Source organism: Pseudomonas sp. Hp2 (assembly GCF_006386585.1).
Taxonomy (GTDB): Bacteria; Pseudomonadota; Gammaproteobacteria; order Xanthomonadales; family Xanthomonadaceae; genus Pseudomonas_S; species Pseudomonas_S boreopolis.
Genome location: NZ_VAHJ01000004.1, coordinates 343280 through 369126, shown reverse-complemented (window position 1 = coordinate 369126; position 25847 = coordinate 343280). Strand labels below are relative to the sequence as shown.

At 71.3% G+C, this 25847-nt stretch carries 25 protein-coding genes; 9 read left to right on the top strand and 16 right to left on the bottom strand.

The features are described from left to right. Positions 1-7: 7 nt before the first annotated feature. From dcp to arfB, 4 genes are all read right to left on the bottom strand, one after another. Positions 8-2158 (bottom strand): peptidyl-dipeptidase Dcp, encoded by a 2151-nt coding sequence (gene dcp, locus FD678_RS14600; RefSeq protein WP_140725097.1) that lies wholly within the window; start codon positions 2156-2158, stop codon positions 8-10. Positions 2159-2398: 240 nt separating this feature from the next. Next, positions 2399-3400 (bottom strand): isoaspartyl peptidase/L-asparaginase family protein, encoded by a 1002-nt coding sequence (locus FD678_RS14595; protein ID WP_256661940.1) that lies wholly within the window; start codon positions 3398-3400, stop codon positions 2399-2401. Positions 3401-3425: 25 nt separating this feature from the next. Continuing rightward, a complete protein-coding gene (locus FD678_RS14590) occupies positions 3426-4055 on the bottom strand; it encodes a lysophospholipid acyltransferase family protein (RefSeq protein ID WP_140725094.1) in 630 nt (209 codons plus the stop codon). Between the two features lie 2 nt (positions 4056-4057). Continuing rightward, the gene (gene arfB / locus FD678_RS14585) at positions 4058-4489 is read right to left on the bottom strand and encodes an alternative ribosome rescue aminoacyl-tRNA hydrolase ArfB (protein ID WP_140725091.1); all 432 of its coding nucleotides are present in this window, start codon (positions 4487-4489) and stop codon (positions 4058-4060) included. Positions 4490-4626: 137 nt separating this feature from the next. On the opposite strand from arfB, the gene FD678_RS14580 reads away from it, so the two are divergent. Beyond that, a complete protein-coding gene (locus tag FD678_RS14580) occupies positions 4627-5160 on the top strand; it encodes a DUF2059 domain-containing protein (RefSeq protein WP_140725087.1) in 534 nt (177 codons plus the stop codon). Positions 5161-5935: 775 nt separating this feature from the next. On the opposite strand, the gene FD678_RS14575 is transcribed toward FD678_RS14580, so the two are convergent. Continuing rightward, positions 5936-6640, bottom strand: coding sequence for a pseudouridine synthase (locus FD678_RS14575; protein ID WP_140725083.1), 705 nt, complete (start codon positions 6638-6640; stop codon positions 5936-5938). A 243-nt stretch (positions 6641-6883) separates the two neighbouring features. Here FD678_RS14575 and FD678_RS14570 point away from each other — a divergent pair, with 243 nt between their 5' ends. Further along, the gene (locus FD678_RS14570; protein WP_140725080.1) at positions 6884-7540 is read left to right on the top strand and encodes a response regulator transcription factor; all 657 of its coding nucleotides are present in this window, start codon (positions 6884-6886) and stop codon (positions 7538-7540) included. Between the two features lies 1 nt (position 7541). Beyond that, positions 7542-8915, top strand: a complete 1374-nt coding sequence (locus tag FD678_RS14565; protein WP_177497815.1) for a sensor histidine kinase — start codon at positions 7542-7544, stop codon at positions 8913-8915. Here FD678_RS14565 and FD678_RS14560 read toward each other — a convergent pair. The 5 genes from FD678_RS14560 to FD678_RS14540 all read right to left on the bottom strand — a co-directional run bounded on the left by FD678_RS14560 (position 8881) and on the right by FD678_RS14540 (position 13542). Then, positions 8881-9963 carry an MBL fold metallo-hydrolase gene (locus FD678_RS14560; protein WP_140725074.1) on the bottom strand — a complete coding sequence of 361 codons (1083 nt, stop codon included), beginning with the start codon at positions 9961-9963 and terminating at the stop codon, positions 8881-8883. The genes FD678_RS14565 and FD678_RS14560 overlap by 35 nt on opposite strands. A 56-nt stretch (positions 9964-10019) precedes the next feature. Further along, complete coding sequence (locus FD678_RS14555; protein WP_140725071.1) at positions 10020-10487, bottom strand: GNAT family N-acetyltransferase; 468 nt, start codon at positions 10485-10487, stop codon at positions 10020-10022. Between the two features lie 155 nt (positions 10488-10642). Then, the gene (locus FD678_RS14550; RefSeq protein ID WP_140725067.1) at positions 10643-11233 is read right to left on the bottom strand and encodes an O-methyltransferase; all 591 of its coding nucleotides are present in this window, start codon (positions 11231-11233) and stop codon (positions 10643-10645) included. Positions 11234-11245: 12 nt separating this feature from the next. After that, a complete protein-coding gene (gene ubiB / locus FD678_RS14545) occupies positions 11246-12907 on the bottom strand; it encodes a ubiquinone biosynthesis regulatory protein kinase UbiB (protein WP_140725064.1) in 1662 nt (553 codons plus the stop codon). Continuing rightward, positions 12904-13542 (bottom strand): ubiquinone biosynthesis accessory factor UbiJ, encoded by a 639-nt coding sequence (locus FD678_RS14540; RefSeq protein ID WP_140725061.1) that lies wholly within the window; start codon positions 13540-13542, stop codon positions 12904-12906. The genes ubiB and FD678_RS14540 overlap by 4 nt, the downstream gene beginning before the upstream one ends. Positions 13543-13705: 163 nt before the next feature. On the opposite strand from FD678_RS14540, the gene ddlA reads away from it, so the two are divergent. The 3 genes from ddlA to FD678_RS14525 all read left to right on the top strand — a co-directional run bounded on the left by ddlA (position 13706) and on the right by FD678_RS14525 (position 15577). Further along, positions 13706-14809 (top strand): D-alanine--D-alanine ligase, encoded by a 1104-nt coding sequence (gene ddlA, locus FD678_RS14535; protein WP_140725058.1) that lies wholly within the window; start codon positions 13706-13708, stop codon positions 14807-14809. A gap of 130 nt (positions 14810-14939) precedes the next feature. Then, entirely contained in the window at positions 14940-15215 is a 276-nt protein-coding gene (locus tag FD678_RS14530) for a hypothetical protein (RefSeq protein WP_256661939.1), read from the top strand. Positions 15216-15217: 2 nt separating this feature from the next. Beyond that, positions 15218-15577, top strand: coding sequence for a hypothetical protein (locus tag FD678_RS14525; RefSeq protein WP_140725051.1), 360 nt, complete (start codon positions 15218-15220; stop codon positions 15575-15577). A gap of 47 nt (positions 15578-15624) precedes the next feature. Here the strand turns inward: FD678_RS14525 and FD678_RS14520 are convergent, their stop codons facing one another. Beyond that, positions 15625-15783 carry a DUF1328 domain-containing protein gene (locus tag FD678_RS14520; RefSeq protein WP_140725339.1) on the bottom strand — a complete coding sequence of 53 codons (159 nt, stop codon included), beginning with the start codon at positions 15781-15783 and terminating at the stop codon, positions 15625-15627. Positions 15784-15976: 193 nt separating this feature from the next. Beyond that, positions 15977-16747 carry an AraC family transcriptional regulator gene (locus FD678_RS14515; RefSeq protein WP_140725048.1) on the bottom strand — a complete coding sequence of 257 codons (771 nt, stop codon included), beginning with the start codon at positions 16745-16747 and terminating at the stop codon, positions 15977-15979. Positions 16748-16875: 128 nt separating this feature from the next. Between FD678_RS14515 and FD678_RS14510 the strand changes: the two genes are divergently transcribed. Next, the gene (locus FD678_RS14510) at positions 16876-18588 is read left to right on the top strand and encodes a 2-isopropylmalate synthase (protein ID WP_140725045.1); all 1713 of its coding nucleotides are present in this window, start codon (positions 16876-16878) and stop codon (positions 18586-18588) included. Here FD678_RS14510 and oleD read toward each other — a convergent pair. After that, entirely contained in the window at positions 18531-19517 is a 987-nt protein-coding gene (gene oleD, locus FD678_RS14505) for a 2-alkyl-3-oxoalkanoate reductase (RefSeq protein ID WP_140725042.1), read from the bottom strand. The genes FD678_RS14510 and oleD overlap by 58 nt on opposite strands. Positions 19518-19727: 210 nt before the next feature. On the opposite strand from oleD, the gene FD678_RS14500 reads away from it, so the two are divergent. Beyond that, complete coding sequence (locus FD678_RS14500) at positions 19728-20822, top strand: serine hydrolase domain-containing protein (RefSeq protein WP_177497813.1); 1095 nt, start codon at positions 19728-19730, stop codon at positions 20820-20822. 315 nt (positions 20823-21137) lie between these two features. Here the strand turns inward: FD678_RS14500 and FD678_RS14495 are convergent, their stop codons facing one another. Next, the gene (locus tag FD678_RS14495) at positions 21138-22679 is read right to left on the bottom strand and encodes a winged helix-turn-helix domain-containing protein (protein ID WP_140725036.1); all 1542 of its coding nucleotides are present in this window, start codon (positions 22677-22679) and stop codon (positions 21138-21140) included. Between the two features lie 10 nt (positions 22680-22689). Further along, a complete protein-coding gene (gene oleC, locus FD678_RS14490; protein WP_140725033.1) occupies positions 22690-24336 on the bottom strand; it encodes an olefin beta-lactone synthetase in 1647 nt (548 codons plus the stop codon). Positions 24337-24468: 132 nt separating this feature from the next. Here oleC and FD678_RS14485 point away from each other — a divergent pair, with 132 nt between their 5' ends. Further along, a complete protein-coding gene (locus tag FD678_RS14485) occupies positions 24469-24852 on the top strand; it encodes a YkgJ family cysteine cluster protein (RefSeq protein ID WP_140725030.1) in 384 nt (127 codons plus the stop codon). Positions 24853-24903: 51 nt separating this feature from the next. Here FD678_RS14485 and FD678_RS14480 read toward each other — a convergent pair whose 3' ends face one another. After that, positions 24904-25812: an alpha/beta fold hydrolase gene (locus FD678_RS14480; RefSeq protein ID WP_140725026.1), complete on the bottom strand. Its 909-nt coding sequence runs from the start codon at positions 25810-25812 to the stop codon at positions 24904-24906. Between the last annotated feature and the right edge of the window lie 35 nt (positions 25813-25847).

The following is a 25847-nucleotide window of genomic DNA, read 5'->3' as shown; positions in this document are numbered from 1 at the left end:
GGCCGACTTACTTCAGGCCGCGGTTCTCCAGCAGCGGTTCCACGCTCGGGTCCTTGCCGCGGAACTGGCGGTACAGGTCGGCCAGTTCGACGGTGTTGCCGCGCGAGAGGATCTTGTCGCGGAAGGTGTCGCCGTTGGCGCGGGTCAGGCCGCCGTTTTCCTTGAACCACTCGAACGCGTCGTGGTCGAGCACTTCCGACCAGAAGTAGGCGTAGTAGCCGGCCGAATAGCCGCCGCCCCAGATGTGGTCGAAGTAGCTGGTGCGGTAGCGCGGCGGCACTTCCGCCAGGTCGACCTTGAACTTCTTCAGCGCGTCGGCCTCGAACTTGTCCACGTCCTGCAACGGCGCATCCGCCGGCAGGGTGTGCCAGGCCAGGTCGAGCAGCGCCGCCGACAGGTACTCGGTGGTGGCATAGCCCTGGTTGAAGGTCTTGGCCTTCTGGATCTTCTCCACCAGCTCCTTGGGCATCGGCTCGCCGGTCTGGTAGTGCTTGGCGTAGTGCTCAAACACCTTCGGATCGGTCGCCCAGTGCTCGTTGAACTGCGACGGGAATTCGACGAAGTCGCGCGAGGTGCTGGTGCCGGCCAGCGACGGATACTTCACCTTCGAGAACATGCCGTGCAGCGCATGGCCGAACTCGTGGAACATCGTGGTGACGTCGTCGAAGCTGAGCAGCGCCGGCTGGCCCGGCGCGGGCTTGGTGAAGTTGCAGACGTTGTAGACCACCGGCTTGGCGCCGGTCAGGCCGTCCTGCTCGACGAACACGTCCATCCAGGCGCCGCCGGACTTGCTGTCGCGCTTGAAGTAGTCGGTGTAGAACAGCGCCAGCGAGCTGCCGTCCTTGTCGAACACCTCGTACACCTTCATGTCCGGGTGGTAGGTCGGGATGTCGGTGCGCTGCTTGAAGGTGAGGCCGTAGAGCTGGTTGGCGGCGTAGAAGACGCCGTTCTGCAGCACGTTGTCGAGCTCGAAGTACGGCTTGATCTGCGACTCGTCCAGGTCGTACTTGGCCTTGCGCACCTGCTCGGCGTAGAAGTCCCAGTCAGAGGCGGCGAGCTTGAAGCCGCCCTTCTGCGCGTCGATCACCTTCTGCATCTCGGCGATCTCGCTGCGCGCCTTGGCGGTGGCGGCCGGCACGGTATCGCTGAGCAGCTTGAAGGCCGCGTCCGGGGTCTTGGCCATCTGGTCGCCCAGGCTGTAGGCGGCGTAGCTGTCGAAGCCGAGCAGCTTGGCCTTCTGCGCGCGCAGCTGCGCCAGGCGCTGGATGATCTGGCGGGTATCGTTGCCGTCGCCCTTCTCGGTGCGCGTCTCGGAGGCCTGCAGCACCTGCGCGCGCAGGTCGCGGTCCTTCAGCGAGGCCAGCACCGGCTGCTGGGTGGTGTTCTGCAGGGCCAGCACGTACTTGCCGTCGAGCTTGCGCGCCTTGGCCGCCTCGGCCGCCGCGGCGACGTCGCCTTCGCTCAGGCCGTCCAGCCTGGCCTTGTCGTCCACCACCACCGCGCCGGCGGCGGTCGCGGCGACCAGCTTGGTGTGGAACTGGGTGGAGAGCGTGGTTTCCTCGACGTTGAGCTTGCGCAGCGTGGCCTTGTCGGCGTCGGACAGCTGCGCGCCGGCGCGGACGAACTCCTGGTAGTCGCGCTCGACCAGGCGCTTCTGTTCCGGATCGAGGTTCAAGGCGTCGCGCTGGTCGTAGATCGACTTGATGCGCGCGAACAGCTTCGGATCGAGGTTGATCTCGTCCTGGTGCGCGGCCAGCTTGGGCGCGATCTCTTCCTGGATCTTCTGGCGCGCGTCGTTGGTGTCGGCCTGCACCAGGCCGAAGAAGATGCGCGAAACGCGGGTCAGGGTCTCGCCGGAGCGCTCCAGCGCCTCGATCGTGTTGGCGAAGGTGGCCGGCTCGGGGTTGTCGGCGATCTTGCGGACCTCGGCCAGGTGCTGGCGCATGCCTTCCTCGAAGGCGGGCAGGTAATCGCTGTCCTGGATCTTGTCGAACGGCGGCGCCTGGAACGGCAGCGTGCTGGCGGCCAGCAGCGGGTTCGGCGCGGCATCCGGGGTCTGGGCGGTGGCGGTCTTCTCGGGCACGGCGGGGGACTCTTTTCCGGAACAGGCGGCCAGCGCCAGGCTGATGGCGGCGGCCAGTACGACGGTACGCGACATGGGATGAAACTCCTGGGGACTGGGGACAGCGACAGCCGCGCAACCTACCCGGTTTCCGGCGCGGCGGCATGTGCCATTGGATCGGGATTCGGGATTTGTGGGAGGGACTTCAGTCCCGACAGAGGGCCGGCAAAGCCTCGTCGGGACTGAAGTCCCTCCCACAACGGCATGCGGTCCGAAGCAGGCTTGCCGCTTTCGCGGCCTCCGGCTTCCCGGCCCCGGGGCCCGAAGCCCGGTCCTTCAGAGCTTCTCGTCCTTGAAGATCGCCACATGCGGCACGCCGTCGGCGCCGATCCAGCCGCGGTACATGCCGTCGGTATTGAACGGGAAGGCGAAATTGCCGTTGGCATCCAGCGCGATCGCCCCGCCGTCGCCGCCGGCCTGGGGAATCTGCCGGTCGATCACCGCTTCGGCGGCCTGGGCCAGGCCCTGGCCGGCGTACTTCATCCGTGCGCAGATGTCGTAGGCCGCCACCGCGCGGATGTAGAACTCGCCCCAGCCGGTGCCGGACACCGCGCACTGGGCGTTGGCATAGGTGCCGGCGCCGATGATCGGCGAGTCGCCGACCCGGCCGTAGCGCTTGTTGGTCATGCCGCCGGTGGAGGTGCCGGCCGCGAGCCGGCCCTGCGCATCGAGCGCCAGCGCGCCGACCGTGCCGAAGTGCTTGGCGGTCTCCAGGTCGGCATGCGCCTGGCCGGAGGCCTCCTCCTTCAACGCCTTCTGCAATTGCTGCCAGCGCTTTTCGGTGCGGAAGTAGGCCGGATCGACCAGGGCGACGCCCTGCTCCTCGGCAAAGGCCTCGGCGCCGTCGCCGACCAGCATCACGTGCGGCGACTTGTCCATCACCGCGCGCGCCAGCCGGATCGGGTTCTTGACCCGGTGCACGCCGGCCACCGCGCCGGCCTGGCCGGTACTGCCGTCCATGATCGCCGCATCCAGTTCGTTGCGGCCGTCGTGGGTGAACACCGCGCCGCGGCCGGCGTTGAACTGGGGGGCGTCCTCCAGCACGACGATCGTGGCGGCCACCGCGTCGACCGCGCTGCCTCCCTTCGCCAGTACCGCGTGGCCGGCGCGCAGCGCGCGCTCCAGCCCCGCGCGCGCCTCGGCCTCGTCCTGCGCGTCGAGCCCGCTCCTGACCACCCCGGCGCCGCCGTGGATCACCAGCATGGGCTCGGCCGCCGTGGCGCTCGCGCCGGCCAGCGACAGGGCGAGCAACAGCGAATGTCGGAACAGTTTCTTCATGCGATGCCTCGTCGAGTGGAGCGGATCAGACCGTGCCGCGGTTCTTGCCCATCCAGGGCCGGTACCAGGTGCGGATCGCGGCGATGTCGGCCTCCATGTCCTGGCCCGGCCAGAACGGCTCGCCCACGCCGATGGTCTTGCTCGGATAGTCGAAGTACACCGGCAGGATCGGCACCCCGGCGCCCTCGGCGATCTTCCAGAACCCGGCCTTCCACTGCTCCACGCGCTTGCGCGTGCCCTCCGGGGTCAGCACGTACCAGAGCCGGTCGGACTCGCGGATCAGGCGGATCGCCTGGCCGATCGTGCCCTGCGGCGAGCTGCGGTCGAGCGGGATCGCGCCCAGGCGCTTGAGCAACGGGCCCAGCGGCCACCAGAACAGGCTGGCCTTGCCCAGCACCTTGACCCCGAAGCCGAGCGCGAACTTGGCGGCGAAGCCGACGAACCCGTCCCAGTTGGACGAATGCGGCGCCACGATCATCACCAGCTTGGACAGGTCCGGCAGCCGGCCGACGATCTTCCAGCCGCTCAGGCGCAGCGCGGTACGCCCCAGCCAGCGCACGAACGGGCCATGCGCGGGCGGCATGTTCGGCGGGGACGGCTGGCGCAGGGGGTCGAGCGGTGCCGGGGGCGGCAGCGGCGGGACGGTTTGACTCACTTTCACTCCCAATGGGACGAAGAACGGCCACGCTTGACGTCGCTGCGCCCGCGCTTGGCTTCCAGGCGGCGCAGCTGCGATGCGCGGGTGGGCTTGGTGGCGATCCTTCGCTTGGGGACCGACAGGCTGCCGGCGATGAACTCGGCCAGCCGTGCGCGCGCGTCCTCGCGGTTGCGCTCCTGGGTACGGAAGCGCTGCGCCTCGATCACCAGCACGCCCTCGTCGGTGAGCCGGCGGTCGCGCCGGGCCAGCAGGCGCGCGCGCAACGGTTCGGGCAGCGACGGCGAACGCGCCACGTCGAAGCGCAGCTCCACCGCCGTGGCGACCTTGTTGACGTTCTGGCCGCCGGCGCCGGAAGCGCGCACGAAGCGCTCGACGATCTCCGTTTCCGGGATCGCCAGCACGGCATCGACATGGATCGGTTCGTTCCCCATGCGCCGATTGTATCGGGCCGCCGGTTACCGGAAGGTATCCGGGGGCGCCCTGCCGGGCCCGCCGGCCGCGGCCGGCACGTCCCGGTGCCGGCGCGGAGCGCTATCCTGCCGCTTCGCTCATTCCGCAGGACGCTCCCATGAACCAACGCTCCCGCCCGCTGCGCACCCTCTGCACCCGCCTGTGCCTGGCCGTCGCGCTGGCCGCCGCCGCCCCGCTGGCCCTGGCCGCCGCGCCCAGCGACGCCGACGTGAACCGCCTGCTCTCCGCCTCCCGCGCGCAGAACATGCTCGACACGATGCTGCCGCAGATCGAGGCGATGCAGCAGCAGCAGTTCGACCAGCTCGCGGCGCAGCACCCGTTGACCGCCGAGCAGAAGGACAAGCTGGCGCGCATCCAGGCCCGTACCCGCGAGACGCTGCGCCAGGCGCTGTCCTGGTCGCAGATGCGGCCGATGTACGTGGACCTGTACAAGAAATCGTTCTCGCGCGAGGACGTCCTGGCGATGGCCGAGTTCTACGAGAGCCCGGCCGGCCAGAGCCTGCTCGACAAGACCCCGGCGCTGATGCAGAACCTGATGGTGGCGATCCAGCAGAAGATGATGCCGCTGTTCGCCGATCTGCAGCGGGACCTGGAAGCGATCGCCAACGAACCGGCGGCAGCAAAGCAGTGAGGACGGCAGGGATCTAGGCTGTTGCTGTTGCTGTTGCTCGTGATTTCGTTCTGGATCGGGCAACGCCTCCTCGCGCGACGGCGCGCCAACCGCCACGGCCCACGAATGTCACTGCGACGTGGCCCCTCTGCAGCGGCGGAGCTGGCGGGAAAAACCCCGCAGGGGCGACGCACATGGGCTCGCCGGAAAAAGGCGAAGCACCGCTTCGCCCCGGGGCATTCGCCGCGCGGCGAATACCCAAGGCTCGGCTGCATGGCGGGCGGGTCGCGTCGAAAAATCCCGCTGGCTCCGCGGACCCGCAGCACAGCCGCGGGCGCGCAGGCGGGGGGTGCTTGATCAGCCGTTCGGCTGCTGTGAAGCGCTTCTTTGGGTTACTTTTCTTTACGCGGCACATCCCTGTGCCGCGCCCTTCGGGCGGATTCGCCGTGCGGCGCCGCTCCTGCAGCGCGCGTGCACAAGCAAAGAAAAGTGGCTCGCAAGGCGAAAGCTTTGCCTTCATTGCCCAAGGCCCCCAGGGCCAGAAGCAACGTTCCTGGATCTTCGATCCCCGGCCATCGGGCCTGCCCGGTGGCGCCCAGTGCCGCGCGAACCACATGGCTTCGCCCCGGGAAGGGAACAAGTCGCTGGCACCAACACATGCGGGTACAACCCTCGGTTTGGCATGACGAGGAGACATCACCGCCTCCCATCGCCCACGACCAACACCAGCGAAGCCCCATCGGTCCGTGCGGAGCCATCCGGCCGAACAGCCGTCCCACCCTGCCGGTAGCCAACCCTACGGCGACCAGCCGAACAGATCGCACGCCTTGCGGAACTGCGCATCCAGCGGCGCCCTCACCTCGACCCGCCCGCCATCCGGATGCGGAAACGCCAGCCGCTCCGCATGCAGCAGCATGCGATGCACGCCCAGCATCCGGAACGTGCGGTTGTGGCGGCCATCGCCATGGCTGGTGTCGCCGATCAGATGGTGCGAAAGGTGCTTGAGATGGCGCCGGATCTGCCGGAAGCGCCCGGTCTGCGGCTGGCAGCGCAGCAGCGCATAGCGCGAGGTCTCGAAACCGGCCGACGGCACCGGCAGCTCGCCGGTCGCCAGGCGCTGGAAACGGGTGACCGCCGGCTTCTTCTGCGGCTTGCCCGGCCCGCCGTCCAGGTCGTGGTCCACGGTGAACGCGGCCTCCGCCGGCCAGCCACGGCATACCGCCAGGTAGTCCTTCTCGACCTCGCCGCCCATCAACGCCTTGCCGAGCGCGCCCGCCGCCTCGCGCTCGAACGCCAGCAGCAGGCAGCCGCTGGTGGCGCGGTCGAGCCGGTGCACCAGGAAGATCGGCCGGCCCAGCTGCTCGCGCAGGCGGTCGGCCAGGAAATCGTCCTCCCCGCGCGCCAGCTTGCTGTCGTGGACCATCAGCCCGGCCGGTTTGTCGACCACCGCCAGGACATCGTCGAGGTGCAGGACCTGCACGGTTTCGGGGATTTCGTTCACCCGTGCATTATCGGCGGGCGCGGCGCGATTTACGAAGGCGCCGGGAGGCTCCGCCCCCGTGGGAGGGACTTCGGTCCCGACGCTTTCCCGGCAGGGCTCCGTCGGGACGGACGTCCCTCCCACGGGGCTATCCCCGACGGCGATCGCCCACGAGGGACCACCCGCCAGTACGAACAGGACCTTTTAAGAACTCTTTAAACCCTCCGGCCTACCATCGCCGGCCAACCTCCCGGAAACCCGCCCTTGTCCCAGGTCCTGCTCGTCGAAGACGACCGCATGCTCGGCGATGCCGTGGCCGCCGCGCTGGCCCGCGACGGCTGGCAGGTGGACCGCGCCGGCGATGCCGCCGCCGCGCAGCTGGCGCTGGTCGACCATGCCTACGATGCCGTGCTGCTGGACCTGGGCCTGCCGCGCGGCTCCGGGCTGGACGTGCTGCGCGCGCTGCGCCAGCGCTACGACACCACCCCGGTGCTGATCGTCACCGCGCGCGACCGCCTCAGCGACCGCGTCAGCGGCCTGGACGCCGGCGCCGACGACTACCTGGTCAAGCCGTTCCAGAGCGACGAGCTGCTGGCGCGGCTGCGCGCCCTGGTGCGGCGCGCGCAGGGCCGGGTGACGCCGCAGCTGTCCTGGCGCGACGTCAGCGTGGACCCGGCCTCGCGCACGGTGAGCCGCGGCGGCGAGCCGATCCGGCTCGGCACCAACGAGTACCGTACCCTGCTGGCGCTGATGGAACGGCGCGGCCGCGTGGTCCCGCGCGAAACCCTGGAAACGCTGGTCTATGGCGGCGACGGCACCCTCGAGAGCAACACCATCGCGGTGTACGTGCACCAGCTGCGCCGCAAGCTCGGCGAGGAGTTCATCGCCACCGTGCACGGCATCGGCTACCGCATCGGCTGACATGCGCCATCGCTCGCTCAAGCTCAAGCTGCTCAAGGCCCTCACCGGCATCCTGATGTTCGGCTGGCTGGCCTGGCTGGGCTGCGAGTACCTGCAGCTCTCGCGCCAGCAGAGCCACCAGGGCGACATGATGCTGCGCGAGGTGGCCGAGCAGATCCTGCTGTCGATGCCGCGCGACATCGCGAGCATCAACGGCTCCGGGCAGCTGGAGCTGCCGCCGCACCAGCCGGCCGCAGCGGTGCAGAAGTTCGACAAGCTCCAGTTCCAGGTCTGGAGCCTGGCCGGGCACGAGCGCGTGGTCGCGTCGCGCCGCGCGCCGCGCGCGCCGTTGAAGGCGGACTTCCAGCCCGGTTTCGGCCACGGCCGCACCGCCGGCGAGCAGTGGCGGGTCTACGCGGTCAGCGACGCCGAGGGCCGGGTGCAGGTCCAGACCGGGCTGGCGTTGTCGCAGGTGCAGGCGGAGCTGCGCCATTGGGCGGGGGCCGGGGCGCTCTACGCGCTGCTGGCGCTGCTGACCCTGGTCGGCGCGTGCTGGTGGGCGGTGCACTGGGGGCTGCGCCCGATCGCCCGCCTGCGCGGCGACATGGCGCGGCGCGAACCGCTCGACCTGACCCCGTTGCCCACCGACGGAATGACCCGCGAGATCCTGCCGCTGGTCGAATCCTTCAACGCCCTGCTCGCCCGCCTGGGCGATGCAATGCAGGCCGAACGGCAGTTCCTGGCCGACGCCGCCCACGAGATCCGCACCCCGCTCGCGGCGCTGCTGACCCAGGCGGAGCTGGCGATGCAGGCCGATACCCGCGAAGAAGCGCAGCTCGCGCTGCAACGGCTCGCCGGCGGCATCGAACGCACCTCGCGGCTGGCGCAGCAGCTGCTCGATTCGGCGCGGCTGGAGGCTTCGCAGCGCAGCCGCGACGAAACCACCGTGGAGCTGGCGGAAGTCGCCACGATGGTCGCGCGCGAGTTCGAGGGCATGGCCGCGCGCCGGCGCCAGGTGCTGGCCGTGACCGCCAGCGAGACGCCGGTGCACGGCAACCTCGACGACCTCGGCATCCTGGTGCGCAACCTGATCGACAACGCCGTGCGCTACGCCGGCGAGGGCGCGCGCATCGAGATCGACTGCCGCATCGCCGAGGGCCGCGCGCGCCTGGACGTGCGCGACAACGGGCCGGGCGTGCCGGCCAAGGAACGCGAGCGCATCTTCGAGCGCTTCTTCCGCGGCAGCAACGGCAACGGCGAGCGCGGCAGCGGCATCGGCCTGTCGCTGGTGACCCGCATCGCGCGCCGGCATGGCGCGACGCTGGCGGTCGCCGAGGGCGTCGGCGGCCGCGGCCTCGGCATCAGCGTGGCATTCCCCCTGCCTCGCCCGCGCTGACCACCGAACGCGGCGCCGGCTCGTCGGCGTGGCCGGGCATGCGCCACCAGCGTTGCGGCGGTGGCGGCGAGGCGGCGTCGACCGCCTGCCCGAGCATCGGCATGGCGATGGCCACGCCGCGGGCCTGCGCCGTGGCCAGCACCCGCTCCAGCGGTTCGTCCCAATCGTGGAAGGCCAGGTCGAAGGTGCCGTTGTGGATCGGCAGCAGCCAGCGCCCGCGCAGGTCCAGGTGCGCCTGCACCGTCTGCTCGGGCAGCATGTGCACGCCCTCCCAGAGCGGGTCGTAGGCGCCGCATTCGACCAGGGTCAGGTCGAACGGCCCGAGCCGCTCGCCGATCTCGGCGAAACCCGGGAAGTAGCCGGTATCGCCGCTGAAGAACAGGTTCATGCCCGGCGCGCGGATCGCCCACGACGCCCACAGCGTGCGGTCGCGCCCGAACAGGCCGCGGCCGGAGAAGTGCTGCGCCGGCGTCGCGGTCAGCTCGACCGCGCCGACCCGCAGCGACTGCCACCAGTCCAGTTGCTCGACCTTGCCCGGGTCCACGCCCCAGCGCACCAGCAGTTCGCCCACGCCGAGCGGCGCCAGGAACAGCTCGGTGCGGTCGGCGAGCGCGCGGATCGTGGCCTTGTCGAGATGGTCGTAGTGGTCGTGCGACAGGATCACGCCGCGCAACGGCGGCAACTGGTCGAGCGCGATCGGCGGCGACTGGAAGCGGCGCGGCCCGGCCCAGGAGAACGGCGAGGCGCGTTCGGAGAACACCGGGTCGGTCAGCCACCAGCCGCCGTCGAGCTTGACCAGCACCGTGGAATGGCCGAGCCGGTACAGGCGGTTGTCGGGCGCGTCGGCCAGCATCCGCGCCGCCAGCGGCTGCACCGGCGGCGGCATGGCCGGGCGGGTGGTCGGGCGCTTGCCGGTCATGAACTTCCAGAACAGCGCGAGCGACTCCCAGCCCTTCGGGGCCTTGGGCGTGACCGGGTTGCGGAAGGCGCCATCGTGGAACTGCGGCGAATCGGGATATTCGGCGGTACGGCCGGGAACGAGGAACATGGAGATTCCGACGAGGCTGCAAAGGGAGAGGAAAACGACGTAGCGGCGGCGACGCTTCATGGGACGGCCTCGCGCGGCCGTGCCGGCGCGACCGCTTCCAGCACGCGGCCATCGCCCAGGCGCAGTTGCAGGCAGCCCATTTCCGCCGCCATCGCCAACGCGTGCGCCTGCAGGCGCGTGCCGACGCCGCGCCCGCGCCAGGCCGGGCGCACGTAGATCGCATCGACGCTGAGGCAATAGCCGCCCTGCGGCAGGACCAGGCCGGCGCTGGCAACGATCATGCCGATCGCGTCGCCGCCCACTTCGGCCAGCCAGGCCCAGCTCCGGCACGGCGTGTCGAACAGCGCCTCGCGCAACGGCAGCGGCATGTCCGCCGCCAGCGCCTGCGCGGGGTCCGGGGCGGCGGCCTCGCGGCACAGCGCCCACAGCGTGCGCGTGTCGCCGCCGAAGGCCCGGCGCAACGTCGGCGCCACCGGCAGCGGCGCGGGCCGCGCACGCATCGTCGGGGAAGCCAGCGCGATCATGCCGCGCGCTCCGTGGGATGCCGTGCCGCCGGCACGGCGCACAATGGAAGGAGAAGGACGTGCAGGATCATCGGCATGCTCCGCGGCGGGCGGTCTCCGCCCTGTGCATGCCAGCTTGCTCGAGCGCTTTTAAGAACTCTTTAAGTCGGCGCGATTCAGCCCGCGCGCACCGCCAGCAGTTCGCCCTTGCCGACCGGCACCAGCGCGCAGGCGAATTCGCCGTCGCCGCGCAACGCACGTTCGAAACCGGCCATCTCCCCGGCGTGCGAAACCGCGTTATCGACCACCAGCAGCCCGCCCGGGCGCAGCGCGCGCCGCAATGCCGGCCACCAGTCGAGGTAGCGGCTGCGGTCCGAGTCCAGGAACACCAGGTCGAAGCCGGACTCCGGCGCCTGGGCCAGCCACGCGCCGGCGTCGGCATGGACCAGCGCGATGTGCCGGTCCAGCCCGCTGCGCGCGAAGGTCCGCTGCGCCATCGCGATCTTGGCCCCGGACGATTCCAGCGTGGTGACGTGGCCGCCGGTCGCCGCGACGGCCTCGGCCAGCCACAGCGTGGAATAGCCGTTTGAGGTCCCGATCTCCAGCACGCGGCGCGCGCGCGTCGAACGTACCAGCACCGCGAGCAGTTCGCCGGTGTCCGGGGTGATGTTGAGCATGCGCGGGCCGCCCGTGGCCGCGGCCGCCGCGTCGTTGGCCTCGCCGAAGCGGGCCAGTTCGTCCTTCAGGGCCTGCAGTCCGCCCGCCATGTCACTTCCCCGCTAGCGCCGCAGCCACGCCGACAACAACGCGATGCCGCCCGCGATGCCGCTCGCCCAGCTCCATACCGGCACCGAACCCAGGTACCAGCCGTGCGGCGGATGCAGGCCGTACAGCACCGCGGCGACGACCAGCAGGCCGCTGCCGGCGATCGCGCCGACCGCGCGCCACTGCAGCCGGCGCAGGCTGGCGTCCAGCGCCTTCAGGTCGGGCGAGCGCACGTCCACCTGGTGGCGCCCTTCGACCTGCTGGCTGAGCCAGGCGTGCACCAGGCGCGGCATGTCCGGCGCGTGGGTCATGATTTCCGGCAGGCGCTTGCCGAGTTCCTTCAGCACCCTGCGCGGGCTGTAGCGCTCGCGCAGGATGCGCTCGAGCACCGGGCGCGCCACCGCCCAGATGTCCAGTTGCGGATCGAGCTGGCGGCCGACGCCCTCGATGTTGAGCAGGGTCTTCTGCAGCAGGATCAGCTGCGGCTGCAGGATCAGCTGGTGCTGCTGCGCGACCCGGAACAGCTTGATCAGCACCTCGGCCAGCGAGATCTGCGACAGCGGGCGGGTGAAGTACGGCTCGCACACCGAGCGCGCCGCGGCCTCCAGCTCGTCGATGCGGACGTGCGCCGGCATCCAGCCGGCCTGGACGTGCAGCTCGGCGATGCGGCGGTAGTCCTTGTTGAAGATCGCCATGAAGTTCTCGGCGAGGAAGTACTGGTCCTCCTGCGAGAGCTGGCCCATGATGCCGAAGTCCAGCGCGATGAAGCGCGGGTTGGAGCGCCGCGCCGGGTCGCTGTCCACCCAGATGTTGCCGGCGTGCGCGTCGGCGTGGAAGAAGTTGTCGCGGAACACCTGCGTGTAGAACACGCGCACGCCCTTGGCCGCGAGCACCTTGCGGTCGATGCCGGCCTGGTCCAGGCGCGCGATGTCGTCGGACGGGATGCCGTGCACGCGTTCCAGCGTCAGCGCGCGCTCGGCGGTGTGCGACCAGATCACCTCCGGCACGTACAGGTCGTCGGAGTGCTCCCAGAACCGCCGCAGCACGCTGGCGTTGGCGCCCTCGCGCTGCAGGTCCAGCTCGGCGGCGAGCGTGGTCTCGATCTCGGCGACCACCTCGCGCGGGCGGATCTTGTCGGCGCGCGGGTGGGTGCGCTCGACCAGCGCGGCCAGCGAGGTCAGCAGGGCGATATCGGCATCGATCTGCTTCTCGATGCCCGGGCGCAGCACCTTGACCACCACCTCGCGCCCGCCCGGCAGCGTCGCCGCGTGCACCTGCGCGATCGAGGCCGAGGCCAGCGGCTCGGTGTCGAACGCGGCGAACGCCTCGGCGACCGGCCGGCCCAGCGCCTGCTCGACGATGCGGCGCGCGGCCTCGCCGTCGAACGGCTGCACGCGGTCCTGCAGCAGGGTCAGCTCCTCGGCCACGTCCGGCGGCATCAGGTCGCGGCGGGTCGAGAGGATCTGGCCGAACTTCACGAAGATCGGCCCGAGCTCCTGCAGCGCCAGGCGCAACCGGGCGCCGCGCGGCAGCGCGGCGATCTCGGCGGAGGCGCGCGGCACGAACGGCTTGGCCAGGCGCAGCCAGCGCTCGACCGGCGTGCCGTCGAGCAGATCGTCCAGGCGATAGCGCAGGATCACCCGGCCGATGCGCCCGGCCCGGAAGAACGCCTTCATGCCCGCCCTCCGCCCAGGCGGGCGATGCGCGCGGCAAGCCGCTCCACGTCGTCGCGCAGTACGTCCACGTCGTCGTGGAAGGCTTCCTGCTCGGCGCGCGGCACCACGTCGCGCGACTCCTCGGTGACGAACTCGGCCGCACTCTGCGCCAGGTCGGAAGCGCCGCGCCTGAACCTGCGCAGCGCATCGCGCACGCCGTTGGCGACCTGCACGCCGACGATCTCGCCGAACGCCGCCACGAACGGCAGTTGCCAGTCCGGGTCGAAGCGCGAGGCCAGCTGCTGCAAGCGCCGCGCCAGTTCCGCATCGCCGGAGACGCGCACGCGCCCGGCCGGCGGCCCGTTGCGACGCGCCTGGGCCAGGAACGGCAGCTGCCCGAGCAGGCCGGCCAGCGTGCCGCGCACGGCCAGGTCGGGCTCGCCGTCCCGGTCGACCGGGCCGACCTCCAGGCGCCGCTCGGCGACGCGGATCTGCAGGGCGAGCGCGGGCGCCTCCAGGGTCAGCGCGATGCGCTGGCCATCCAGCGATTGCAGCGCGTCGCGGGTGTCCGGGTCCAATGCCACGGCACGGTTGAGGGCGGCTTCCAGCGCGCGGCCGGCCAGCGGCTTGAGGGAATCGAGGGGGGAACCTGGCATGCGCGCATTCTAGCGGACCTCTCCCCTCCCCCACCGGAAGAGGAGGCTGGGGTGCGGGCGAGCCTCGCGCGGCCCGGCGCCGCGAGGCTTCGCCCGCGCCCTCGTCTTTCGATCCGTATCGGCGCATGCTATCGCCCCCTTTTTCCTCGACAGCGATCCGCAGATGCGCAAGATCCGGGTGGGCCTCGTCTTCGGCGGCCAGTCGACCGAGCACGAGGTGTCGCTGCAATCGGCGAAGAACATCGTCGATGCGCTGGACAAGGACCGCTTCGACGTCAGCCTGATCGGCATCGACAAGCAGGGCCAGTGGCACCTGGCCGAGCTCGACGGTTTCCTGCTCGATGCCGACGATCCGGCGCGGATCGCGTTCAACCGCACCGGCCGCTCGCTGGCGCTGGTGCCGGGCGCGGAAACCCAGCCGCTGCGGCCGCTGCAGCAGGCGCAGATGCCGGAACAGATCGACGTAGTGTTCCCGATCGTGCACGGCACGCTCGGCGAGGACGGTTCGCTGCAGGGCCTGTTGCGGATGGCGAACCTGCCGTTCGTCGGGTCCGGCGTGCTCGGCTCGGCGGTGGCGATGGACAAGGACGTCGCCAAGCGGCTGCTGCGCGACGCCGGCCTGGAGGTGGCGCCGTTCGCCTGCTTCGACCGCCACCGCGCACGCACCGCCGACTTCGACGCGCTGGCGGCGCAACTCGGCCTGCCGCTGTTCGTCAAGCCGGCCAACCAGGGCTCGTCGGTCGGCGTGAGCAAGGTGCGCGACCGCGCGCAGTTCGAGGCGGCCATGGCGCAGGCGCTCGAGTTCGACCACAAGGTCCTGGTGGAAGCGGCGATCGACGGGCGCGAGATCGAATGCGCGGTGCTCGGCAACGACCGGCCGCAGGCCAGCGTCTGCGGCGAAGTGGTGGTGCACGACGAGTTCTATTCCTACGCCACCAAGTACATCAGCGAGTCCGGCGCGGACGTGGTGGTGCCCGCGGCGATCGACGCGGACACGCAGGCGCGCATCCAGGACGTGGCCTTGCGCGCGTATCGCGCGCTCGACTGCGCCGGCATGGCGCGGGTGGACGTGTTCCTGACCCCGCAGGGCCGCATCGTGGTCAACGAGGTCAACACCCTGCCCGGCTTCACCCGCATCAGCATGTATCCCAAGCTATGGCAGGCCAGCGGGCTCGGCTATCGCGAACTGGTCACGCGGTTGATCGAGCTGGCGCTGGAGCGCCATGCCGCCGACCGCGCGCTGAAGCGCGTGGCGACACTGGCGTAAGCGCCCGGCCGAACACATATATCCCTTCACCCCCTCTTTGCCAAAACGGAGTCTTTGCATGAGATGGTCGCCGCTTGTCCTGCTCGCCTGCCTCGGAATCGGATCGCCCGCCAGTGCGCAGGAAGCCCCGATGGATGCCACCCACCTCGGCCTGCGCGCATTCGTCTACAACGCGTTCACCGGCGTACAGAAGGCGAGCGAGATGCCGAAGTACCCCAAGGGCACGTTGAGCAAGGCCGAGCTCTACAGCGGCGTGGCTGCCGGGATCCGCGTGCGCGGCAAGGCCTGCGCCGGCGTCGCCGAGGCCCGTGCCGTGGACGAGATGGGCGAGAAGATCGACGTGAAGTGCACCGATGGCGGTCGCTACCGCCTGCTGCCGCTGAAAGGCGAGGCGACGGGAGCATGAAGATGAGCGCGATGCGCCTGGCCGTGGCCGGGATGGCGTGGATGGCGGCGCTGCCGAGCCCGGCGCGGGCGCAGGCGCCCGGCGAGATTTCGCCGACCGTGCTGGGGCAACTGATGGGTTTCGTGCAGAACGCCTATTTCAACGCGAACCGCATCGGCGACATGCCGAGGTTCCCGAAGGACCGGGCGGCCACGCAGGCCGAGATACTCGCGGGCGCCGCCGCCGCCCTGAGGCTGCAGCACCAGGCGTGTTCGGCCGTCGTCGATGCCGACTATGCGGACGACTCGGGCAACAGGCTCGCGGTCCGCTGCGCGGAGGGAAGCTATCTCATCGATGCCCAGCGCGGCACCGTCCTTCCCTGAGCCCCGTGGCCGGCCCGCGCCCGGCGCGGGCCGGCCAGGCAAGGACGTCAGACCTTGCCGCGGCGGAACAGCGAGATCACCGCCAGGACCAGGAAGATGACGAACAGGATCCAGGCGATGTTGGATGCCGCACCGGCGATGCCGCTGAAGCCGAGCACCGCGGCGATGATGGCGATCACGAAGAAGATGATGGCGTAATGCAGCATGGCGGGTCCCATGGTCGTCGTGCCGGATCGGCGCACGCGCATGATCGGGATCGCGCGGTGGTCGCGGGGTGAGGGCCGCGTCGCCGCCGGATGAGGAGCGCCGCCGCAACGGCACGATCCGACGCCATCGGCATGATCCGCGACGCACGTGCCCGGCCGGTGCATGAAACGATCCGATAGCAGCGCGCGCGGCTCAGTCGAAGAAGCGTGAAGGCGACGCGCCGAACTGGCGCCGGAACGCCGCGGCGAACGCGCTCTGGCTTTCGTAGCCCTGGCGCATCGCCACCGTTCCCACCGGATCGCCGGCGGCGAGCCGCTCCAGCGCGCCGAGCAGCCGCGCCTGCTGGCGCCAGCGCGCGAAGCTCAGGCCGGTATGGCGCCGGAAATGCCGCTGGAAGGTCTTCTCGCTCATCGACAACGCATGCGCCCATTCCGCAGTGCCGCGAGCGTCGTCCGGCTCGGCCTGCAATCGCTCGCAGACCCGCGCGATGCGCGGATCCTCCGGCCACGGCAAGCGCAGCGGCAGGCTCGGGCCCTTGCCCAGTTCGTCGAGCAGCAGCGCGGCCAGCCGGCCGTCGCGCCCGGATACGTCGTACATCGGCGGCAGCAGCGTCGCCGCCTGGATCAGCTCGCGCAGCAGGGGCGCCACGGCGATCACGCAGGCGTGCTGCGGCAGGCCTGGCGCGGCGTCGGCGTTCACGAACAGGCTGCGCATGTGCACCGCGCCGCGCATGCGGATCGCATGTTCGGTACCGGGCGGCAGCCAGACCGCGCGGTTGGACGGCACCAGCCAGCGCTCGCGCGGCGTGGAGACCACCATCAGGCCCTTCACCGCGTAGACCAGCTGGGCCCGCGGGTGCACGTGCGCAGGGACCTGGTGGCCGTCGGGGTAGTCGACCGCCACGCCGTTCAGCGGGCGGACGCGGGATTCGTAGAGGGCGCGGGGCAGCGACGCGTGGGGCATGGCAGGGCGGGCTTGTCCTTCCTGCGACAAAAGTAGACGGTTTCGCGCGCGCCGACCATCCGGGCGCGGGGCTACCGTGGGCCACGGCCCGCCGGTCGTGCCGTTCCATCCGTCGCCCCGCTCCCACGATGCTCACCGATCCTGCCTCCAAGTACCGGCCTTTGGCGCCCATGGCCTTGCCGGACCGCCGCTGGCCCTCGCAAACCCTCCGGCAGGCGCCGGCCTGGCTTTCCACCGACCTGCGCGACGGCAACCAGGCGCTGTTCGAGCCCATGAACGGCGAGCGCAAGCTGCGCCTGTTCGACGAGCTGGTGCGGATCGGCTTCAAGGAGATCGAAGTCGGCTTCCCGGCCGCCTCGGCCACCGACTTCGGGATCGTGCGGCGGCTGATCGAACAGGACCGCATTCCCGCCGACGTCACCCCGATGGTGATGACGCAGCTGCGCGAGGACCTGATCGAGCGCACCGTCGCCAGCCTTGCCGGCGCGCGCCGCGCCATCGTCCACCTGTACAACGCGATCGCGCCGGTCTGGCGCGAGGTGGTGTTCGGCATGACCGTGGACGAGATCGAACGCCTGGTCGTGCGGCACGTCGGCCTGCTGCGGCGGCTCGCCGACCGCCATCCGGAGACGCAGTGGGTGCTGCAGTACTCGCCGGAGACCTTCTGCATGGCCGAGCCGGAAGTATCGCTGCGCATGTGCGACGCGGCGATCCGCGCCTGGGACGCCGGGCCCGCGCGGCCGATGATCGTCAACCTGCCCACCACGGTCGAGGTCGCCACGCCGAACGTGTTCGCCGACCAGGTCGAGTGGATGCACCGGCGCCTGGAGCGGCGCGAGCACGTGGTGCTGTCGGTGCATCCGCACAACGACCGCGGCACCGGCGTGGCGTGCGCCGAGCTGGCGCTGCTGGCCGGCGCGCAGCGCGTGGAAGGCTGCCTGTTCGGCAATGGCGAGCGCAGCGGCAACCTCGACCTGGTGACGCTGGCGCTCAACCTGTACACGCAGGGCGTGGCGCCCGGGCTGGATTTCTCCGACATCGCCGCGGTCGCGCGCGTGGTGGAGGACTGCACCGCCCTGCCGATCCATCCGCGCCATCCCTACGTCGGCGACCTGGTGTTCACCGCCTTCTCCGGCTCGCACCAGGACGCCATCGCCAAGGGCCTGGCGGTCCAGGGCGAGGAAGGCTACTGGCAGGTGCCCTACCTGCCGATCGACCCCGCCGACCTCGGCCGTACCTACGAGGGCCTGATCCGCGTCAACAGCCAGTCCGGCAAGGGCGGCATCGCGTTCCTGCTGCAGCGCGACCATGGCGTGCGGATGCCGCGGCGGATGCAGGTCGAGTTCAGCGCGATCGTGCAGAAGCAGGCCGACGCCAGCGAGGCCGAACTGGACAGCGCGACGCTGTGGCGATTGTTCGAGGCGAGTTATCTCGCGCCCGCGGGCCGCTGGCGCCATCGCGGCCATCGATGGGAGTCGCGCGACGGCGGCATGTGCCTGGCACTGGAACTCTCCGGCGCGGCCGGCGCCGGGCAGCGCCTGCACGGCGCCGGAGACGATGCGCTCGCGGCCGCGCTCGACGCGCTCGGGCTGCCGCTGCGCATCGACCATCACCAGCAGGAGCGGTTCGGCCGGGACGGTTCGGAGGTGCTGGCCATCGTCGAAGCGGCGTGGCCGGGCGTGCCCGGGACCCGCTTCGGCGCCGGCCGCCACCACGATGCCGCCACCGCCTCGCTGCTGGCGCTGCTGGCCGCGCTCAACCGGCTGGACGCGGCGGCCCCGGCTCAGGAGGCCGCGGCCAGCCGCTCCAGCCCTTCGGCGATGCTCACCCTCGGCACGTAGCCGAAATCGCGCCGCGCCGGTTCCATCGAATACCAGTGCGGCGTGCACAGCTGCTCGGCCAGGAACCGCGTCATCGGCGGCTCGCCGCGCAGACGCAGCAGCGGCCACAGCTTCTCGCACGCGCTGCCGATGCGATACGCGGTCTTGAAGGAGATCGTCCTGGTCACCGGCGGGGCGCCCACCGCGGCGAGCAGCCGGTTGAGCAGCTCGCGCATCGGCAGCGGCTCGCCGTTGGAGATGAAGTAGGCCTTGCCGGCGCAGGCCGCGCCCGGCGCCAGGTGCGCGAACGCGTCGAAGTGCGCCTGCGCGGCATTGTCGATGTAGGTCGTATCGACCCGGTTGCTGCCGTCGCCGACCAGGCGCAGCCGGCCCTGCCGCGCGCGCTCGGCCAGGCGCGGCACCAGCTGGTTGTCGCCCGGGCCCCAGATCAGCCGCGGGCGCAGCGCCACCGTCGCCAGGCGCGGCGAGTTGGCCGCCAGCACTGCGCGCTCGGCGATCGCCTTGGTCGCCGCGTACGGCGCCTGGAAATCCTCGCCGTAGGGCACCTCGTCTGCCCCCAATCCCTCCACCGGATGGGTGGCGCGATGGGTCACGCTGGGCGTGGAGGTGTAGACCAGCCGGCCGATGCCGTGCTCGCGGCAAGCCGCCAGCACGTTCTCGGTGCCGACCACGTTGGCCAGGTGGTAGCTCTCGTAGCTGCCCCAGGCGCCGGCCTTGGCGGCATTGTGGAACACCGCGTCCACCCCGGCCGCGGCATGCCGCACCGCCTCCGGGTCGGCGAGGTCGCCACGGATCTGGCCGACGCCGAGCCGCTGCAGCGCCGGGTAGTGCCCGCGGTTGAAGCTCAGCACCTCGTGGCCGCGTTCGACCAGGCCGCGGCACAGCGCCTGGCCGAGGAAACCGCCGCCGCCGGTGACCAGGATCTTCATCGCGCTATCGCATCCGCATTCCGGGAAAGGCGCACACGATAGCCGCCGCCGGCCCCGCTGGCGATCTTTCCCCGCCCAAGCCATTGATCCTGCGGGACTTCAGGATTCTTCATCCGCGCATCAGGCACTTCATGCGCGTTGCAGGCGTAGTCGCGGTCCCTCCATCGCAACGGACCCGCCATGCGCCGCCCGCTTCTCCCGACCGTCCTGATGCTCGCGCTCCTGCCCTGCGCCCGCGTGGCCTCGGCGGCCGTTCCCTTGCCTGCCCCGCCGGCGCTGGACGACGGCTGGAAGACCGCCGCCCCGGCCGCCGCCGGCTGGAACACCGACGTCCTCGCCGCCATGGAACGCGCCATCGCCGACGGCCAGGCGCCGGAGACCACCAGCGTGCTGATCGCGCACGACGGGGCCCTGGTCTACGAACGCTACTTCGGCGACAGCGACCGACAGGCCCTGCAGGACACCCGCTCGGCCACCAAGAGCGTGACCGCGCTGCTGGTCGGCGCGGCGATCGCGCAGGGCGCGATTCCCGGCGTGCAGGCCAGGGTCTACGACGGCTTCCGCGATCGCCATTGGCAGAACCCCGACCCGCGCAAGGACGCGATCACGGTGGAGGACCTGCTGACGATGAGCTCGCAATGGGAGTGCGACGACGACAACGGCTTCTCCGCCGGCAACGAGGAACGCATGTACCTGAGCGCGGACTGGGTGCAGTTCGCGCTGGACCTGCCCGTCAAGGGCTATGCCCCGTGGATGAAGCGGCCGCAGCAGAGTCCCTACGGCCGCGCCTTCGCCTACTGCACCGCCGGCAGCTTCCTGCTCGGCGCGCTGGTGGAGAAGGCGACCGGCCAACGCCTGGAGGATTTCGCCGCGCAGGCGCTGGAGCGACCGCTCGGCATCGTGCGCTCGCAATGGGTGCACGCTTCGGAAGGCACCGGCATGGGCGGGGGCGGCACCCGCTATCGCAGCCGCGACCTGGCCAAGTTCGGCCAGTTGCTGCTCGACCATGGCCGCTGGCACGGCCGGCAGGTGCTGCCGGCCTCCTGGACGGACGCGATGATGACGGTGCGCGCCCAGGCTCGCGACGACGCCGACTACGGCTACCTGCTGTGGCGCTTCCGCTTCCCCGTGCGCGGCGTGGAGCGCGGGGTATGGGCGATGTCCGGCAACGGCGGCAACTACGTGTTCGTGCTGCCGGAGGAACGCCTGGTGGCCGTCATCACCCGCCGCGCCTACAACCAGCGGCAAATGCACCAGCAGTCGCAGAAGCTGTTCGCGGACTACGTGCTCCAGGCGATGCCCTAGGGTTCGTTCACGATCTCCAGGCAGGCAAAAACCGCTCTTCTCGAGGTTGCTCTCGCGGAGATCGCGAACAGGTCCTTGCAGTCACGTAGCCCGGCGTGAATGCCAAGCGGCGAACGGCAGGTGCAGGTTGCCCCCTCTGCCTGTCGAACGCCGCCCGCGCGAAGATGCGAAGCGATCGGTCAGGGCACGGGTCGCACCCCGCTTGCGGGAGGAGGAGACTCGAACGGCATCGGGAAAGCGCGCCGGGACCGGAGTCCCTCTGTAAAAATCACCCGTTCGCGCCGGACCCAGCGCAGGCGCGGACATCGATACGCCTTACTGGGTATCCCCCGGCAACAAGCCGGCGCGGCGCACCTGTTCGCGCTGGGCGGCAACGTCTGCCTCGATGCGTGCCAGCACCTGCGCGAAGTCCGCACGCCCGCGCAACGGCGCCAGCAACGGCGAGGCGCGCAGGTAACCGGCATCGCGATAGCCCGCCGCCCGCGCGCGATCGAGCGCCGCCACCGCCGCACCGGGATCGCCGGCGGCCGACAGCGACACCGCGGCATCGAGGCCGTCCAGCGGATCGGCGCCGCGCGCGAGTCCCTCCAGCAGCGTCTGCGCCCGCTCGCGCAGCACCGCGGCCGGCGGTGGCGGCTGCGCGCCGATCGCCCAGGCCACCGTCTGCGGCAGGCTGCCCTGCGGGCGCAGCCGCAAGGCCTGCAGGCTGGCTGCGCGCGCGGCATCCGCATCGCCCCGCGCCAGCGCCAGTTCGGCCTGCAACAGGTACAGGCCCGCATGCTCGGTGCCCCGGCGCAGCGCTTCGTCCAGCGCCACCTGCGCCTCGCCGTGGCGGCCATGCACGAACAGGAAGCGCGGCCAGGCCAGGTTGGAGAACACGCTGTCCGGATACAGGCGGAAACTCTGCCGGTAGCGCGCCTCGGCGGCATCGGCATAGCCGAGCAGGTCGAGGTTGCTGGCGACCTGGATCGGCAGGAAGCGCACCTTCGCCGGCTCGCGCACCTGCAGGTTGGCCGCCAGCGCCTGCGCCAGCCGCCCCTGGCGTTCGTACAGGTAGGCGGCCGAGCCACGCACCGCATCGGCCGTCGGGTCCAGCCGCAGCGCCTGCTCGTAGGACGCCAGCGCCTGCGCGACCTCGCCGCGGCAATCGTGCGCGTAGCCGAGCGCGGCATGCGCGGCCGCCATCCGGGCATTGGTCGCGACGGCCTGCAGGGCCAGGCGCCGCGCTTGCGCCGCATCGTCGGCATTGCCTCCGTACTGGCAGGCGCGGGCGCCATAGGCGCGGCTCAACCCCAGTTGCGCGCGCACGTCGTCCGGCGCTTCCTGGAGGCGTTGCCGGTACAGCGCGATCGCCCGCTCGTTGTTCTCGCGCTGGCCGATGCCGGCGTAGTAGTCGGCCCGCTGCAGCAACGGCGAAGCCGTGGCCTCTTGCCGCGCCCGGCCCTGCCAGATCGCCAACGCCGCCGCCAGCATGCCCACCGCCGCGATGCCCGCGATCCACCCGCGACGATGACGATGCGCAGGTGCCACCGGGGCGGTGGCGAGCGCCTGCACCGGCGCGCACAGCTGGTAGCCCTGCCCGCGCACCGAGCGCAGGTAGCGCGGACGCTGCGAGGTGTCGCCGAGCGCCTGCCGCAGCAGGCGCACGCGCTGGGTGACGGTCTCCTCGTTGACCACCGCAGGCGCCCATACCTGCTCGATCAACTCGTCGAATCCCACCACGCGCTGGCCCTGGCGCAGCAGGTAATGCAGCAGGCGGAAGCTCAGCCCGCCCACGTCCAGCGCCACGCCGTCGCGTTCGACCCGCTGCCGGTCCGCGTCGATGATCACATCGTCCAGCCGGTAGCGTTCGCCCATCGTCCGTTCCTCAGCGCGGTTGCGCGGCGGCCCACGCCGCCAGTTTCTCGCGGCCGATCTTGGCGTTGTGGCGGATGTCGACCGGGAAGCCCGGGTGCGGCAGGAACCGCGCGATCGCCGCCGTGTGCGGGTGCGCATCGGCGGCCGCGCGCAGCGCGCGTTCCAGCGCGGCGCGGCCGGCCGCGCCGGGCGCGGGCTCGTAGCACAGCACCGGCTCCTGGCGGCCCGGCGCGCCGATGCCGACCAGCGCGGTGCGGGCGATGCCGGCCAGCGCGTTGAACACCGGTTCGACCTGCTCGGTGTACATCGGTCCGCCTGCGGTCTCCACGCGCTGGGTCTTGCGGCCGCAGAACCACAGGCGACCTTCCGCATCGAAGTAGCCCACGTCGCCCATGCGGTGCACGACGCGCTCGCCGCCGCCGGCCAGCCGCTCGCGGATCTTGGCGATGGCGGTGGCCTGTTCGCGGTTGAAGTAGGCGTCGGTGGCGGTCGGCCCGGCCACCGTGATCTCGCCGATCTCGCCCGCGCCCAGCTCGCGCGCGCCGGACCAGTCGGCGATGGCGGCATCGTCGATGGCGATGATCCGCACCACGTTCGGCGCGACCACGCGGCCCACGCAGGTACCGGCGCCGGCCTCGGTGGCCGCGCGCGTGGCTTCCAGCTCGCGCCCCTCGATCACCGCCACCGGCAGGCATTCGGTGGCGCCGTAGGGGGTCCACAGCTGCGCATCGTCCGGTAGCAGCCGGCGCATCTTCGCGACCACGTCCGGCGGCACCGGCGCGCCGGCCGAGGTCACCCGCTTCACCGTCGGCAGCGGCCGGCCGTAGTCGGCCAGCACGCGCATCAAGGCCGGCGAGCCGAACAGCTGGGTCACGCCGAAACGCGCGATCGCGTCGTGCAGCCTGCGCGGGTCGGCGCGGGCCGGGCGCGTCGGGTCCATGTCCGGGATCACGCTGGTCAGGCCCAGTGCCGGGTCGAACAGCGCGAACGGCGGGAAGGTCGGCAGGTCCACCCCGCCCGGCGCCATGCCGAACGCGTTGCGCAGCAGCTCGACCTGCCCGACGAAATGGCGGTGCCGGTACACCACGCCCTTGGGCACGCCGGTCGAGCCGCTGGTGAACAGGATCGCCGCGACCTCGTCCGGCGCGGTCGGTGCCAGTTGCCCGCCGGCGTCGCGGCCGGCCCGCTCGACCTTGGCCAGGGTGGTGCCGCCCCAGGCCCAACGCGCGCCGACGGTGACGATCCTGGTCGCCGAACGCGCCCAGCCGAGCAGCCGGCGCGCCAGCTGCGCCAGCGGGATGCCGATGAAGGCCTCGGGCCGGGCCTCGTCCAGGCATTGCTTCAGCGCGCGCCTGTCGATGCCGGGATCGACCAGCACCGGCACCGCGCCGGCCTTGAACAGCGCGAACATCAGCAGGAAGAACTCCGGCGACGGCCGCACCATCACCACGCTGCGGGTGCCGCGGCCGATGCCGTGGCGCGCCAGGCCGGCGGCGATGGCGTCGCTGCGCGCGTCCAGCTCGGCATAGGTCAGCGCCACGTCGTAGCGCGCCATGCCGCCCGGGCCGGGACGGCCCGGGCAGCGGATGGCGATCTGGTCGGGCCGCTCGCGGGCCAGCCGCGGCAGCGTCGCGGCGATGTTGCAGGCTTCGGTCATCGCCGGATTATCGCCGATGGCGCCGGCGCGCCGGACGCGGCCGGACCTGAAGCGGGCCGGCTTGCGCGCCGCCACGGTTCGGGCAGAATGCCGCGCCCCTCCCCACCTGCGCCGCGCAAGGCCCGGCATCCCATGGCACATCCCTGCCTCTCCTGCGGCGCATGCTGCGCCTATTTCCGCGTCAGTTTCCACTGGAGCGAGGCCGACCCCGAACTGGGCGGCAGGGTGCCTTTCGAGCTCACCGAATCGCTGCGCACGCACGAGCGCGCGATGCGCGGCACCTCGCAATCGAACCCGCGCTGCATCGCGCTGGACGCGGACATCGGCCGCTACAGCCGCTGCACCATCCACGACCGCCGCCCTTCGGTCTGCGCGCTGGTGCCGGCCTCGCTGGAATTCGGCGAGCGCAGCGCGCAATGCGACAAGTCGCGCCTGGCGCACGGCTTGCCGCCGCTGGCCGAGGCGGACTGGATCGGCGTGGACCCGGCCGAGAAGAATCCGTTGCCGGAAATCTGATGCCTCCTCCGCCCCTCTCCCGCGGAAGAGGGGCTGGGAATGCGCAGGCCGCTACAGCGGATGCGCGTCGAGGAAGCGGCGGATCTCCGGCACCAGCACCTCGTGCTTGTCCTCCAGCACGTAATGGCCGGCGTCCTCGAACGCGCGCACCTGCGCGGCCGGCAGCGCCGCGCGGAAACCGTCGAGGAAGTGATGGTCGAACACGAAGTCCTTCAGGCCCCAGCCGATGAAGGCCGGGCGGTCGGCGAACGCCGGCAGCGCCTTGCCCGCCGCTTCCAGCAGCGGCCAGGCGCGGTCGGCCGGCGACAACGGGATGTCCTGCATGAAGCGCACCGTCGAGATGCGGTTGGCCCAGCTGTCGTACGGCGCCACGTAGGCGCGGCGCACCGGCGCCGGCATGCGCCGTTCCACGCCGATCCACGCGGCGCCCGCCGAGAACGCGTTGAAGCCGCGGATCAGCCACTCGCCGATCTTCCAGTGGCGACCCAGCGCGATCTGCCAGGGCATCTTCTTGGCCGCCGGCATCGGGAACGCGGCGGTGTTGAGGACCACCAGCCGCTTGACCTGCGCGGCGTGCGCCAGCGCCCAGCCGAAGCCGATCATGCCGCCCCAGTCGTGCACCGCCAGCGTGACCGGCGTGGCGTCGTCGATGCCGGCATGGCGCAGCAGCGCCTCCAGGTCGTCCACGCGCGACTGCAGCGTGTAGTCGTAGCGCGGCGACGCGCCCGGCGCGTCGTCCGGCTTGTCGGAAAGCCCCATGCCGACGTGGTCCGGCACGATGCAGCGGTACCTGTCGCCCAATCCCGCCACCAGCGTGCGCCAGTAGTAGCTCCACGACGGATTGCCGTGGACCATCACCACCACCTCGCCGTCGCGCGGGCCCTCGTCGAGGTAGCTCATCGCGATGCCGGGGCGGACGTCGAAGCGCCGGGGGCGGGCCGGATAGCCGGGAAGATTCATCGGATCACTCGCTGGACATGGAAACGCCCGCGCCG